Source organism: Mesorhizobium delmotii, assembly GCF_900149755.1.
Taxonomy (GTDB): domain Bacteria; phylum Pseudomonadota; class Alphaproteobacteria; order Rhizobiales; family Rhizobiaceae; genus Mesorhizobium; species Mesorhizobium delmotii.
Genome location: NZ_FUIG01000103.1, coordinates 172,779 through 187,322 on the forward strand (window position 1 = coordinate 172,779; position 14,544 = coordinate 187,322).

The 14,544-nt window shown below is 64.0% G+C and carries 9 protein-coding genes and 1 pseudogene; 5 read left to right on the forward strand and 5 right to left on the reverse strand.

Annotated elements, in window-relative coordinates; all coding sequences use genetic code 11:
- Positions 1 to 3,711: AsmA family protein (locus BQ8482_RS36535; RefSeq protein ID WP_244603128.1), on the reverse strand; the 3,711-nt coding region annotated here is incomplete at its 3' end.
- Between the two features lie 94 nt (positions 3,712 to 3,805).
- A complete protein-coding gene (locus BQ8482_RS36540) occupies positions 3,806 to 5,218 on the reverse strand; it encodes an FAD-binding oxidoreductase (RefSeq protein ID WP_123151929.1) in 1,413 nt (470 codons plus the stop codon).
- 98 nt (positions 5,219 to 5,316) lie between these two features.
- Here BQ8482_RS36540 and BQ8482_RS36545 point away from each other — a divergent pair, with 98 nt between their 5' ends.
- Positions 5,317 to 5,823 carry a thioesterase family protein gene (locus tag BQ8482_RS36545; RefSeq protein WP_123151930.1) on the forward strand — a complete coding sequence of 169 codons (507 nt, stop codon included), beginning with the start codon at positions 5,317 to 5,319 and terminating at the stop codon, positions 5,821 to 5,823.
- Between the two features lie 112 nt (positions 5,824 to 5,935).
- The gene (locus BQ8482_RS36550; protein ID WP_123151931.1) at positions 5,936 to 6,133 is read left to right on the forward strand and encodes a hypothetical protein; all 198 of its coding nucleotides are present in this window, start codon (positions 5,936 to 5,938) and stop codon (positions 6,131 to 6,133) included.
- Between the two features lie 24 nt (positions 6,134 to 6,157).
- On the opposite strand, the gene BQ8482_RS36555 is transcribed toward BQ8482_RS36550, so the two are convergent.
- Entirely contained in the window at positions 6,158 to 6,637 is a 480-nt protein-coding gene (locus BQ8482_RS36555) for an Lrp/AsnC family transcriptional regulator (RefSeq protein ID WP_123151932.1), read from the reverse strand.
- Positions 6,638 to 6,726: 89 nt separating this feature from the next.
- On the opposite strand from BQ8482_RS36555, the gene BQ8482_RS36560 reads away from it, so the two are divergent.
- The gene (locus BQ8482_RS36560) at positions 6,727 to 7,632 is read left to right on the forward strand and encodes an EamA family transporter (protein ID WP_123151933.1); all 906 of its coding nucleotides are present in this window, start codon (positions 6,727 to 6,729) and stop codon (positions 7,630 to 7,632) included.
- A 96-nt stretch (positions 7,633 to 7,728) separates the two neighbouring features.
- On the opposite strand, the gene BQ8482_RS36565 is transcribed toward BQ8482_RS36560, so the two are convergent.
- Positions 7,729 to 8,634, reverse strand: a complete 906-nt coding sequence (locus BQ8482_RS36565) for a dienelactone hydrolase family protein (RefSeq protein WP_123151934.1) — start codon at positions 8,632 to 8,634, stop codon at positions 7,729 to 7,731.
- A 372-nt stretch (positions 8,635 to 9,006) separates the two neighbouring features.
- On the opposite strand from BQ8482_RS36565, the gene BQ8482_RS38565 reads away from it, so the two are divergent.
- Complete coding sequence (locus BQ8482_RS38565) at positions 9,007 to 9,165, forward strand: hypothetical protein (protein WP_165848853.1); 159 nt, start codon at positions 9,007 to 9,009, stop codon at positions 9,163 to 9,165.
- Positions 9,166 to 9,170: 5 nt separating this feature from the next.
- On the opposite strand, the pseudogene BQ8482_RS36570 reads toward BQ8482_RS38565, so the two are convergent.
- Positions 9,171 to 11,484: pseudogene (locus BQ8482_RS36570) on the reverse strand (glucose/quinate/shikimate family membrane-bound PQQ-dependent dehydrogenase).
- 219 nt (positions 11,485 to 11,703) lie between these two features.
- Here BQ8482_RS36570 and BQ8482_RS36575 point away from each other — a divergent pair.
- The gene (locus tag BQ8482_RS36575) at positions 11,704 to 14,409 is read left to right on the forward strand and encodes an ATP-dependent helicase (protein WP_123151935.1); all 2,706 of its coding nucleotides are present in this window, start codon (positions 11,704 to 11,706) and stop codon (positions 14,407 to 14,409) included.
- Positions 14,410 to 14,544 lie beyond the last annotated feature (135 nt).

Here is a 14,544-nt window from a genome sequence, read left to right on the forward strand (position 1 = left end):
GGCCTTGGCTTTGGCCTCCGCTTCAGCCCTCGCCCTTGCCTCCGCCTCGGCCTTGGCTTTGGCCACGGCTTCATCCCTCGCCTGCGCATCCGCTTTGGCCTTCGCCTCCGCTTCGGCTCGAGCCTTTGCCTCGGCTTCAGCCTTCGCCCTGGCATCTGCCTCGGCTTGCAGCCGCGCCGCCTCCTGCTGCTTGCGCAATTCCTCGGCTGCCCTCTCACGCTCGGCTTGCAGGGCCGCGTAGTAACGCACCTCGCGCCGCAGCCGCTGTTTTTCAAGCAGCGCCGCCTGCATGGCCTCGACCCGCTGCTGTTCCTTTTCCAGCGCGCGCTGGGTCAGGAACTGCGCCAGCGGCTCACTGTCGAATTGCCGCTTCGCGGCGCCGAACGGCCCGTCGACGCTGAAATTCACAGTCGGATCGGAGCCGACCAGCGCTTCGTCGCCGGGCCGATAAGTGATCGAACCACTGGCGGCGACCGTGCTGGCGTTCAGGTCCGCCGTGATGTCGGCGGACAGCTTCGCCGCCGGATTTTCCAGGTTGACCGGCGGTGCCCTCAGCGTGCCGCCGGCAATTGTGAAGGCGATGTCGGTATCCCCAGCCGGAAAACTGCCGTCCGCGGCGATCTGCGGCGCGAACCCGGCAGTCTTGGCCGCATCGATATCGCGCCCGATCGCGTCGGCCTTGGCGATGAAGGCGCCAAAGGCGTCGGGATTGACGCCGGCAATGGTCAAGCTCTTCAGCGCCGCCGTGCCGGAACCGGACAGCGCCGCAACCATCGCATCGACCGATTTGCCACTGGTCGAAAGCGCCGCCGAGAAATCGCCGCTTCCGCTGAATCCGGCCTGTGGCAGCACGGTGGCCAGATCGGCGCCGGCAAGTTTCATCTGGCCGGAGAAAAGCCCGGTGCCGTCATTGTTCTTCAGCTCGAACAGCCCGGAAAGCGCACCGCCGGCGAACTTTGCCTTGAGGTCCGAAACGCGGATGCCTTCCTGGTCGAGCTTCAGCGAAAGCGCCGCGTCATAGGCCGTGGCAAGCGGGCCGGCGACCAGCGAGGCCGTGGTCAGGTCGAGTTCGGCGGTGAACGGCAGGCTGGACTTCTGGCTGAACGGGGCGGTCGGCCAAGCCCTGCCGGCGCCCAGGAAGGCCTGGTCACCAAACAGCGCCACCGCCATCGGGTCGAGATCCAGCTCATCGAGTACCAGCGCGCCGGCAAGATGCGGCAGCCCGTCCTTGACGTCGACATTGACGTCGCCGGAAACCGCCAACTCGTTGATGGCGCCGCTGAGGCCGGACAGCACCAGAAGGCCGTTGCCGAAATCGGCGTCGGCCGCAAGCCACGTCGACATGCCTGTCCCCATGCCCGGCAAGCCGACGCCTGTCGTCATCAGCCACGGCTCGATGTCGGCAGCCTCCAGACTGACCTTGCCCTTGGCTGTGGGGCCTTGTGGCGTGCCGGCGAATGTCCCGTCGAAACCGGCTTTGAAGTCGTTGCCGATGAGGTTGAAGCTCGTCGCCATGCCGCCGCCAAGCGTGCCTTTCGCCGAAACATCGGTCGTCGCCTCGCCAAGCATGCCGAGCGGCAGCGCCGGCAGGCCGTAAAGCGCCAGAAGCGCGGTGGCGTCGGTATTCCTGGCGTTGAAGGTCACGGACACCGGCGCCTCGAGAAGCCGATCGGCCAGTCCTTTGCCGGACAGCGATCCTGAAAACGCCGAGCCGCCTGCCCTGCCTTGCGCGCTGACCGCCAGTCCCGTCGTGCCGTCGCCATTGGCGGCGGCACTCGTCACCAGATCGATGCGCGCATTCTGGAACAGCTCGGGATAGGCGGCCACACGCCCCGCCAGCCCTTTCAGCACGGCATTGTCCGGATAGTGCTTCGCCGCGACATCGACCAACGGCTTGAGATCGACGGCGACCACCGAGGCATCGAGCTTACCGGTCGGGCTCGCTGGGAAATCCTTGATCCGGCCAGTGGCGCTGATCGAGGCGCCGGCAAGTCCGCCGACCGAGAGACGGTCGATTTCAAGCAGCCCGTCGCGGAGCCTGAGCGCCGTATCGACCGTATCGGCGGTCAGCCCGCCGGCACTGACCGGCCCGGCCTTGATCTGGAAATCGAGGTCGCGGTCGGAAAAACGGTTGGCGCCCTTGTCGCTGATGAAGATCGAGGCGAAGGCGGCGAGGCCGTCGACATCGAGCTCGCCGCCTTCGAGCCGCATCAGCACCGACGGCCTGGCGTCGTCGGGCTGGCTGGAATCGATGCGGCCGGAAAATTTCGCCTTGCCAAGAACGAGTTCGAGGTCGCTGAAGGCCTGCCGCTTCCCGGTCAGGTCGACCTTGGCCTTGAAGCCGGCGGCCGGCAGCCGGCGGATCGCTTCGTCGACATCTTTCGACAGCCAGGCGGCAAAGCCGGAAGGTTGCCCCACCGCCAGAAGCAGCGAACCGGTGAAGCCGAAATCATCCTCGACACTGATCATACCGTTTGCTTCCAGCCTGGCGCGGCCCGGGAGCGTCGCGCCCAGCGACTTCACCGACCAGCCGGCATCGGCCGGCTCGGCGGAAAGGCGCACGTCACGAACCGTCGTGTCGCCGGCCACCACCGCCGGCAGCTTCACCTCGACGGTGCCCGGTATGGTCGGCCTGGGCAGTTCGAGCAGCGCCTGCTCCAGCGCCGCGACGCGCTCGGATAGCGTCAGTCCGGTCGCGGCGCCGACGGCTTCATCGAACTGCACCTGCGCGCCATCGGCCTCGATCGAAAAGCTTGGGCTCGGCCCAAGTTCGACGGCAGCCTTGCCGTCGGCGGTGTAGGGATTGTCGAGCCGTCCGGTCTCGAAGCGGAATTCGTCGACACCAAGCTTCCGGTGGTCGAGCGAGAACTTGCCGTTCAGCCTGAACCCCGGCTCCGGCTTGCCCGCGCTGGCCTTCATCATCTCATCGTCGGTGCCTTGAAGCCGCGCCGAACTCTTGTCGGCGCCATTCTTGTCGGAACTTGCGACCTTGAACTGGCCCGAATAGATGGCGGCGCCGTTGACGATGCCGGCATTGCCATCGGCTTCGACGATCAGCGGATAGGCGTCCGGATTGGCCTTGAGCCTGAGCCGCATCTGTCCGTCGCCACCGGCTTTGCCGGTTGAGGCGACGACCGCGCTGCGCAGGCCGTCGAGCCGCAGCGAACCATCCATCCGCCATGGTCCAGCCAGCGATTTGGCAGAGATCGTCGAATTGATCTCCGAAAGCAGGTGGCTGCGCCCGCCGGCGGCATGGCGCAGCGCGATCTCTCCCTCCGTCACCGTCAGCTTTTCGATCGAGATCTGGCTGGGATCGAAGGGCGAGGACGGGCGTATCGCCCAGTCGACCGTGCCGTCGGCGGCAATGTCGATCGTCGCCCTCGGCCGCACCAGCCGCATGTCGAAGATCAGCACCTCGCCGCTCAGGAAGGGCGCCAGTTCCGCATCCATCGAAAAGGTCTCGACGGTCATTGCCGGCTGGCCACCGGGGCCGCCGGCAACGGTGACATTCGAGAAGGTCACCGAGGGAAACGGCAGCAGTTTCGCTGTCGCATCGCCCTGAACGGTGACCTTGCGGCCCAGAATGGCGCTCGCCTCGCGTTCGAAATCGGCACGGTAGCTTGTCCAGTCGACAAAATACGGCACCACCAGCGCCGCACACAGCACCAGCACGAAAAAGCCACCGAAGAAAACGAACAGGCGTGCGAGCATCAACTCCCAAGCAGTTGATTGAAAATCAGCCGCACTCTACCCGCATCAGCGTGTTGATAAAGAGGCAAATCGATCGCCCTAAGAGCAAAAAGCTCTAGTCGGCTGGCAGTATCTTCCCAGGGTTCATGATATCAAGCGGGTCGAGCGCCTGCTTGATCGTGCGCATGATGTCGACGCTGTGGCCGAGTTCATGGCGCAGGAAGCCGACCTTGCCTTGTCCGATGCCGTGCTCGCCGGTACAGGTTCCATCCATGCCGATCGCCCGCATGTTCAGCCGCGCGACAAACTCTTCCGTCGCGGCGATTTCCTTCGGATCGTCCGCGTCCATCAGCACCAGCACATGGAAATTGCCATCGCCGGCATGGCCGACGATCGGCGCGATCAGCCCCATCTCGGCGATGTCGGCTTCGGTTTGCGTGACGCATTCGGCAAAGCGCGAGATCGGCACACAGACGTCGGTTGACAGCCCCTTGGCGCCCGGCCGCAGCGTCAGCGACGACCAGTAGGCATCGTGCCTGGCCTTCCACAGTTTCGTTCGCTCTTCGGCGACGCTGGTCCACAGGAACGGGCCGCCGCCATATTCCTCGGCGATCGTGCCGAAGGTCTCGGCCTGCTCGGCAACGCCGGCGTCGCTGCCATGGAACTCGACGAACAGGCACGGGCTCTCCGGATAGTCGAGTTTCGAATAGCTCTTCATCGCCCGCATCTGCAGCGCATTCACCAGTTCGATGCGTGCCACCGGAATGCCCATCTGGATTGTCGCGATCACCGCGTTGCAGGCCGCCTCGACGCTGGGAAACGGGCAGACGCCACCGGAAATCGCCTGCGGAATGCCCTGCAGCTTCAGGGTCAGTTGGGTGATGATGCCGAGCGTGCCTTCAGAGCCGATCAGGAGCCGCGTCAGATCGTAGCCGGCCGAGCTCTTCTTTGCGCGCTTGCCGGTCGTCACCGTCTCGCCGTCAGCCATCACCGCCATCAGCGACAACACATTCTCGCGCATCGTGCCGTAACGCACTGCATTGGTGCCCGAGGCGCGCGTTGCCGCCATGCCGCCGAGCGATGCATTTGCGCCCGGATCGATCGGAAAGAACAGGCCGGTGTCGCGCAGATGCCGGTTGAGATCCTCGCGCGTCACACCGGGCTCGACCGTGCAGTCGAGGTCCTGCGGGTTGACCGCGAGGATGCGGTTCATCCGCGACATATCCAGCGAGATGCCGCCGCCCGGCGCGTTGGTATGGCCTTCCAGCGAGGAGCCGACGCCGAAGGCGATCACCGGCACGCGGTGCGCGGCGCAGGTCGACACGATCTCCTGCACCTCCGCCGTCGTCTCCGGAAACGCCACGCCATCCGGCGCCTGGGTCGGAATGTAGGTGGTGGTATGCGCGTGCTGGGCGCGGATCGCCTCGCCGGTCTGGAACCGCTCGCCGAGCCGCTGCTTGAGGATGCCAAGCACAGCGGCGATGCCTTCTTCGTTGCGCTCGACCGGATTGAGGTCGCTCAGAGCCATCTATTCCTCCGCGAATGGACCAGTGTCCACCCTTGTTATGGACTTATGGATGGGTAGTCTCACCAACCACGTCCTGTCCAGCCAGAAGGAAGTTTTCGATGTCCACCCCTGCCCCCTTCGTCTCTCGTGCCATGGACATCGAGAAGGACTGGATCGACTACAACGGCCATCTCAACATGGCCTATTACAACGTGCTGTTCGACCGCTGCTCCGACGAAGCGTTCGAAATGATGGGGATGGGGCTGGATTATGTGAAGCGGCGGCGGCTTACCATCTACACGGCGGAAGTCCATGTCTGCTATATCAGGGAGCTGCATCTCGACCACAAGGTCAATGTCTCCTTCCAACTCCTCGACCACGACGACAAGCGGCTGAGAGCCTACCAGGAAATCCGCCATGTCGACGGTTGGCTCGCTGCCACTTCCGAATCATTATCGCTGCATGTCGACATGTCCGGACCGAAGGTGGCGCCCTTCCCCGCCGATGTCCTGGCCAAGGTGGAAGTGATGCGCGCCGCCCATGCGGCGCTGCCGATGCCTGAGCGCGCCGGCCGTTCGATCGGTATTCGTCGCAAGACGCTTGAACCGCAGTCAGACCGTAGTTAACCTTACCAAGGTTTTAACGTGAACAAGCCGAATTGAGGCGTTGAACGACTCAGCGCGGCGTTCGAAAACCGTCCGCACGGGCGGCGGGGCTGAAGCGGTTCGGGGAACGTGCATGAAAACCGACATCAAGGTCGAGGCGGACAAGCTGGCCGCCGACCCACGCATCACCGACTATGATTTCTGGCGATCGCTGAAGAACCTCAACAATGAAATTTTTACCATCGCCAACAACAACGAGCCGATCCCCTTCGCCATGATCCGCTGGCGCGCCATCCTGAAGCAGGCGCGGATGAAGCGCGGCCACGCCTGACGGCAGCGCTTAATTCCTTAAACATCAGGGCTGGTGCTTCACCGCCGCCAGCGGCGAACGCGCCACCACCGGTGACGACTGGATGATCGCGGTGTTGGTCATCGCAAACGGAATGATGCGGTCGATCACCCGTTCGAGTTCGGCCACCGAGCCGACATGCGCCAGCGCGATGAAACAGTCCTCGCCGGTCACCCGGTCGCATTGGGCGATCTCCGGCAAATCGCGGATGATCTCGGCCACTACAGCCAGTTGTCCCGGCACTGGCCTGATCCGCAGCCATGCCGACAGCTTCATGCCGAGCGCGGCCGGATTGATCCGCACCGTATAGGCCTCGATCACGCCGCTCTCCTGCAGCCGCCGGATGCGCTCGGCCACGCTCGGCGCCGACAGCCCGACCGAGCGCGCCAGTTCAGCGGTGCTGGTGCGCGCATCCTTTTCCAGCAGGCGCAGGATTTTCAGATCCGCCGCATCCAGAGCAGCATTTTCGCTTCGAAGGCGTTTCAACGAAAACCCCTTTGTTTCGGAACATTAATTATCAGTTTGGCAAGTCACTATCCATGTAAACCGGAAAGATTGCCTGCGATAATGATCCTATGGATGATCAAGCGCAAGCCCCTGCTGCAAGCCCTGCCCTCGCCGGCCCTGTCTTTGGCAAGCTGGCGACCTCGTTGCCGCCGCATGTCTGGTTCGGCGTCAGCACCGTGTTCCATTATCTCGGGCCGGCTTTCGCCGTGCTGCTTTTCCCGCATGTCGGCGTGCTCGGCATGGCCTGGCTGCGGATCGTCACGGCCACCCTTGTCTTCGCGCCGCTGACCCGGCCCTGGACGGTCTTCGCCCGCGCCGACCGGCCGACCCGACTGCTGCTTCTCGCTTTTGGCGCTTGCCTCGGCGTGATGAATTGCTCCTTCTACCTGGCGCTCGATCGTTTGCCGATCTCGCTGGTCGCGGCGATCGAATTCGTCGGCACCATCGGCGTCGCGCTGGTAGGCGTCAGAAGCCCGCGCAATCTCGCAGCCCTTGCCGTTGCCGTCATCGGCACCTTGCTGCTGATCGATGTCAAATGGTCAAGCGACCCGATCGGCCTGTTCTGGGCCTTCCTGAACGGCGCGCTGTTCGTCGGCTATATCGTGCTTGGCCATCGCGTTGCCCGCGCCGGCGCTGGCGACGGCATCGCCGGCCTGGGTGCCGCCATGGCGGTCGCCTGCCTCGTCGTGCTGCCGATCGGCTTCACCAATGCGCTGCCGGCCTTCTCGGCGCCGCCACTGCTCATCGCCGCCATCGGCGTCGGCATCTGCTCCTCGGTCATCCCTTATATTTGCGACCAGCTTGCCATGTCGCGGCTGCCGCGATCGAGCTTCGCGTTGATGCTGTCGTTGCTGCCGGTCACCGCCACGCTGATCGGCGTCATTGTGCTCCGCCAGATACCCAGCCCTACCGATTGCCTCGGCATCGCGCTGGTGGTGGCCGGTGTCGCTTTCCACAAACCGGCGCGTGGCTAGAGCATCGGACCCAAAAGTGGCAGCCGGTTTTGGAAAATCCGATGCTCAAACCAAAACATGGAGCGGCGGCACGGTTCGACCTGAGAGTCCGCCGCTCTATGCCAGCTTCTCCCTGAGGAAGGCGCTCGTCCGGCCCCAGGCGAGGTCCGCCGCGTTCTTGTCGTAGCGGGCCGCGGACGTGTCATTATTGAAGGCATGATTGGCACCTTCATAGACATAGATCGTGTACTCGACCTCGGCTGCATCGAGTTCCTTCCTGAAGGCGTCGATGCCGGCATTGATGCGGGTGTCGAGCCCGGCATAATGCAGCAGCAACGCCGCCTTGATCTTCGGCACATCCTCGGCCTTCGGCTGCATGCCGTAATAGGCGACAGCGGCGGCCAGATCCGGCGCGTTGGCAGCCAATGTGTTCACCGTGCCGCCGCCCCAGCAGAAGCCGACCGCGCCGACCTTGCCGTTGCCATCCGCGTATCCCTTGAGGAAAGCGACCGTTGCGACCGCATTGGCGATGGTCTGCGCCGGATCGAGCTTGGAAAACTGCTCACGCGCCTTGTCTTCGTCGGCCGGCGTGCCGCCGAGCGGCGACAGGAAGTCCGGGGCAAGCGCCACGAAGCCTTCCAGCGCCACGCGCCGCGCCACATCGCGTATATGCGGGTTGAGCCCCCTGTTCTCATGCACGACGATGACGGTGCCGAGCTTGCCGGACTGGCCGGCCGGCTTGACCAGATAGCCCTTCATCTCGCCACCGCTGCCGGGATAGCTGATGTCCTCGCCCGTCACGCGTGAATCGTCCTCGGCAATGATCGCTGCCCGGGCCGAATTCGCAGCCAGCAGCGGCGCGATTGCGGCCGCCGCCGCACCTGATCCGGCAAGCCTGGTCAACTGTTCCATGAAGCGCCGCCGGTCGAGCGTCAGATGCGTGTATTCGTCATAGGCGTCGATCATCGCCTGGGTAATGGCGGGTGTCGTGACGGCTGGGCTGGCAGGTCTAGGTTTCGTCATGGCGCTCTCCTCGGCTTCGGGAAGTACTTCCGCCGCGCAACATAGGGTGGAAGCCCGCATGGTCCAGTCACGGATCAGTGAGGGCCTAGCATGCACTCCACAACGCCGGTCGGCCTGCATTGGCTATGGACCGTCGGAGCGATTTCCTTAGCTAGGATAATTCAAGGCGACAGCCGTGGGCCGTCCTCGGCGTCGTCGCCAAGGCCTGTCTGCTGGTCTCGGCCCGAAAGGCCATGACGCGAAAGCGCCGCATCTTCATCAAATTTTGGTCATCTGCGACAATCTTGGCGGTGCTGCCGCAGTATGAACGAAAGCCGCCGGTAGTGATCCTGCCTACCCTGTGGCTGGCTCTGACAAGAAGGAACAACGCCCATGACCTTCCCGACTCCGATCCTCGTAAGCGCATTCGTGCTTGCCGGCGCTGCGCTGCTGGCGCTGCGGTCCGCCGCCTTGGCGGCCAGGCGATCGACGGTCAAGGTCCGCAGCAACCGGCGCCTGCCTGCCGGCAGCCGCTCGAAAACCAACGACTGAACGCCTTATTTCGGCAGCGTATAGGCCATCACGTAATCCCCCGGCTTGGTACCGACCGAGCCATGGCCGCCGGCGACGATGACCACGAACTGACGACCGTCGGCGACCGTGTAGGTCATCGGCGTCGACTGCCCGCCGGCCGGCAGCCGGGTCTGCCAGAGCTGCCTGCCGGTCGTCAGATCATAAGCGCGGAAAAAGTCGTCGACCGCGGCACCAAGGAAGGCGACGCCGCCGGCGGTGATCATCGGCCCGCCAATGCCCGGCACGCCGACCTTGAACGGCAGTGGCAGCGGCGTCATATCGTAGACGGTGCCGTTGCGGTGTTTGTAGACGATCTTGCCGGTCCTGAGATCGACGCCCGCGACATAGCCCCAGGGCGGCGCTTGGCAGGGAATGCCGCGCGGCGACAGAAACGGCTTCAATATCACTGCGTAAGGCGCACCGTCATTGCGATTTAGGCCCTGTTCGCTGCCCTTGGTATCGCCCGGCGGCGGCACGTCCGCGCGCGGGACCAGCCTGGAGATGAACGCCAGGTATGTCGGCATGCCGAACATCACCTGCCGGACCGGATCGACCGCGACGCCGCCCCAGTTGAATGTGCCGAAATTGCCGGGATAGATCAGCGAGCCTTGCAGCGACGGCGGCGTATAGCGGCCCTCGTAGCGCAGTTTCAGTAATTCGATCCGGCAGGCCAGCTGGTCGAACATGGTGATGCCCCACATGTCGGCGCCGGTCAGCGGCTTCGGATTGAAGCTCAGGTCCGAAACCGGCTGCGTCGGCGAGGTGTGGTCGCCCTCGATCGCCGCCCGGCGCCGGCACTTCCCCGACAGGAACAATCGGCTCGCCGCTGCGCCGGTCGAGCACATAGAGGTCGCCCTGCTTGGTCGGCCCGACCAGCCCCGGCACCACGCCGCCAGCCGTGGTGATGTCGACCAGCGTCGGCTGCGCAGGTACGTCCATGTCCCACAGATCATGATGCACGGTCTGCCGCACCCAGCGCAATTGGCCGGTGTTGAGATCGAGCGCGGGGATCGAGGAGGAGAATTTCTCGACATTGGCGCTGCGCCCCATACCAAGCTGGTCCGGCGTCTGATTGCCGAGCGGCACATAGAGCAAGCCGAGCTTCTCGTCGGCACTCGCTGTCGACCACATGTTGGGCGAGTTGTGGCTATAGGTCTGACCCGGCGCCAGTGGCGTCGTCTGGTCCGGATTGCCGGAATCCCAGTTCCAAATCAGGGCGCCGGTTTCGACGTCGAAGGCACGGATGACGCCGGACGGCTCCTGCGTTGAATAATTGTCGTTGACCGCGCCGCCGACGATGATCTTGTTGGCGACGATCAGCGGCGCCGAGGTCGAATAATAATAGCCCGGCTTCGGATATGGCATGTTGGCAAGCAGGTTCAGCGTGCCGCCTTCGGCAAATGTGGGACAGACCTGGCCATTCGCGGCGTCGAGCGCGATCAGCCGAGCGTCGGATGTCGGCAGATAGATGCGTGCCGCACAAGGCTGGCCGGCGGCGATTTTGGCATCGACATAATAGGACACGCCGCGGCAGGTCTGGTGTTGGCGGTCCTTGTCCAACTTGACCTTGGGATCGAAGCGCCATTTCTCCTTGCCGCTGGCGGCATCTATGGCAATGGCGAAATTGTGCGGCGTGCAAATGTAGAGCGTGTCGGCAACCTTCAGCGGCGTCACCTGATAGGTCGTCTCACTGACGTCGTCGGGCCCTTTCACATCGCCGGTGCGATAGGTAGTCCAGGCCGGCTGCAAATTGGCAACGTTTTCGGGGGTGATCTGGTCGAGCGGCGAATAGCGCTGGCCGTACGTCGTGCGACCGTAATAGTGCCATTCGCCGGCTGGCACGTTGCCGCCGAGATCGGCGGTCGGCGTCACCTTGTCGGTGTTGAGTTCGCCGGCAATATCCTTTGGATCGGTCGTCATCGAATAGCCGGCGACGCCGATCGACGCCAGCACGGCGAGGATCAGCGGCGCGCGTCCATCGGGACCGGTGAGCCCGCGCCGCGCCCACGGTGTCAGCAGCCACAACGCGATAAGCACGATAATGCCGCCGCGCGGACCGAGCTCCCACCAGTCGAAGCCGGTTTCCCAGACCGCCCAGCAAAGCGTGCCGATGACGATCGCCGCGTACAGCCACAGCGCCATGGATTTGCGCCTGTAGAGCAGCCAGGCAGCGACGAGGAAGGCTATGCCGGCAATGATGTAATACCAACTGCCGCCTAGCGAAGCTAACCAGATGCCGCCGCCGCCGAGTACCAGGCCGATGAGGAAAAGGATGAGGGAGGTGATGACGACAGCCAAAACGATGCTCCTTCGACTGGTGCGCGCTTCGCACGCGTCAATGGGCAACCCGGCATTGCGTTCCTGCCCCGAGCACAACTTTCTCCGGCCCGCCATGGCTGTCAAGCAGGCCGGCGCTATAGGTGGTGTTCTACCGGATTTGTAACTCCCCCGCCTGGATTGAGAACAAAACGGAGACACTTCTGGCCTTTCGCTGCCGAATCACTACATTCGGGGACAATGTCCGGCTTTTCGGAAGACATGCCCTTTTTTGACGAACCGAATGCGCGGCCCACGGCCCCGTCCGGCATTGCCGCGCGCGCCATGGCTGCCCGCAGCGGCCACACCAATGCGCCCGACTATCTGAACGGGCTCAACCCCGAACAGCGGCTGGCGGTGGAAACCACCGAGGGTCCGGTTCTGGTGCTGGCCGGCGCCGGCACCGGCAAGACGCGTGTCTTGACCACCCGCATCGCTCACATCCTCGCCACGAAGAGAGCCTTCCCGTCGCAGATCCTCGCCGTCACCTTCACCAACAAGGCCGCGCGCGAAATGAAGCAGCGCATTGGCCTGCTGATCGGCGACGGCAATGTCGAAGGCATGCCGTGGCTCGGCACCTTCCACTCGATTGGAGTGAAGCTGCTGCGCCGCCACGCCGAGCTTGCCGGGCTCAAATCCGACTTCACCATTCTCGACACCGACGACGTCGTTCGCTTGATCAAGCAGCTCATCCAGGCCGAAGGGCTGGACGACAAGCGCTGGCCGGCCAAGCAGTTCGCCCAGATGATCGACGGCTGGAAGAACAAGGGGCTTGGCCCCGCCGACATTGCCGAGGGCGACGCCCGCGCCTTCGCCAACGGCAAGGGCCGCGAGCTCTACAAGGCCTATCAGGAGCGGCTGAAGACGCTGAATGCCTGCGACTTCGGCGACCTCCTGTGCCACCCGATCCGCATCTTCCGCGACAATCCGGACGTGCTGAAGGAGTACCACAAGCGCTTCAAATACATTCTCGTCGACGAGTATCAGGACACCAACACCGCCCAATACATGTGGCTGCGCCTGCTGGCCCAGCGGCCGCAATCCTCCCCCCTTGAGGGGGAGGTGCCCGCGAAGCGGGCGGAGGGGGTCGCCTCAGAAGGCACCGCCAGAGCGTCGAGCACTGCCGCACGGACCCCACCCGGCCGGGCTTTGCCCGGCCACCCTCCCCTCAAGGGGGAGGGAAACCCGCGCCCAGCCACCGTAAACATTTGCTGCGTCGGCGACGACGACCAGTCGATCTATGGCTGGCGCGGGGCCGAGGTCGACAACATCCTGCGCTTCGACAAGGATTTCCCCGGCGCCGCGATCATCCGGCTGGAGCGCAACTACCGCTCCACCGCGCACATCCTCGGCACCGCCTCCCACCTCATCGCCCACAATGAAGGCCGCTTCGGCAAGACGCTGTTCACCGAAAAGGTCGCCGAGGACGACGAGAAGGTCCATGTCCATGCCGCCTGGGATTCCGAGGAGGAGGCCCGCGCCGTTGGCGAAACCATCGAGGCCTACCAGCGGCAGAAGCACAATCTCAACGACATGGCCATTCTTGTCCGCGCGTCCTTTCAGATGCGCGAATTCGAGGATCGTTTCGTCACGCTTGGCCTCAACTATCGCGTCATCGGCGGCCCGCGCTTCTACGAGCGCCTCGAAATCCGCGATGCGCTGGCCTTCTTCCGCGTCGTCGCGCAAGGCGCAGACGACCTCGCCTTCGAGCGCATCGTCAACGTGCCGAAGCGCGGGCTGGGCGAAGCCACCATCCGCCAGATCCACGACACCGCCAGGGCGCTTCGCATCCCGATGCTGGAGGCTGCGGAAAAACTCGCCGAGAGCGACGAACTGAAGCCAAAGCCGCGCGCAGCATTGCGCGAAGTCGCCGCCAATTTCGAGCGCTGGCAGAAAGCGCTGGAGACCACGCCGCACACCGAGCTCGCCGAGACCATCCTGGAAGAGAGCGGCTACACCGACATGTGGAAGAACGACCGCTCGGCGGAAGCTCCCGGCCGGCTGGAAAACCTCAAAGAACTGATCCGCTCCATGGAGGAGTACGAATCGCTGCGCTCGTTCCTCGAACATGTCGCGTTGGTGATGGACGCCGAGCAGAACGCCGAGCTCGACGCCGTCAACATCATGACGCTGCATTCGGCCAAGGGCCTGGAATTCGAGACGGTTTTTCTCCCTGGTTGGGAGGAAGGTCTTTTTCCACACCAGCGCGCGCTCGACGAGGGTGGCCGCTCCGGGCTGGAGGAAGAACGGCGGCTGGCCTATGTCGGCCTGACCCGCGCCAAGAAGAACCTGCATTTGTGGTTCGTCTCCAACCGCCGCATCCACGGCCTGTGGCAATCGACCATCCCGTCGCGCTTCCTCGATGAATTGCCGGAAGCCCATGTCGAGGTCGCCGAAAGCGGCAACAGCTACGGCGGCTACGGCAATGCCTATGGCGGCGGGTCTTTCGCCTCCGGACGGGGCGGCCAAGGCGCAGGAAGGCAGAATCCTTACGGCGCTTCGCGCTTCGACAATGTTGGCGGCAATACAGGCGGCACCGAGAAATCAGGTGCCTTCTCCAGCACCTATGCGACGCCGGGCTGGCAGCGCGCGCAACAGAACCGCACCGAAGCGACCGACCGCAACTGGGGCTCGCGCTCCGGCCACCAGGTCGAGCGCATCGGCTATGGCGAGACCGACAGTGGCTATGGCGCCGGTCGCACCTCGATCAAAGGCCGCACCATCGACGGCGAACTGGTCGCCAAATCCGTTGCCGACACGCCATCTCCCTTCAGTGTCGGCGACCGAGTCTTTCACCAGAAATTCGGCAACGGCAACATTGCTGCCATCGACGGCAACAAGCTGACCATCGATTTCGACAAGGCCGGCCAGAAACGCGTGCTGGACGGGTTTGTCACCGGGGTGTGAGAGCTTCGCCTATTTGTTCCGAAGCGCGGGGTCCCAGGTGATCGACCAAAACTTCAAAATCGTGACTGCGTTCTACGGTGAGTTTCCGAAGATCGCCGCGCCCTATATGCGCATGTCGCAGAAGTTGTAGTCCTA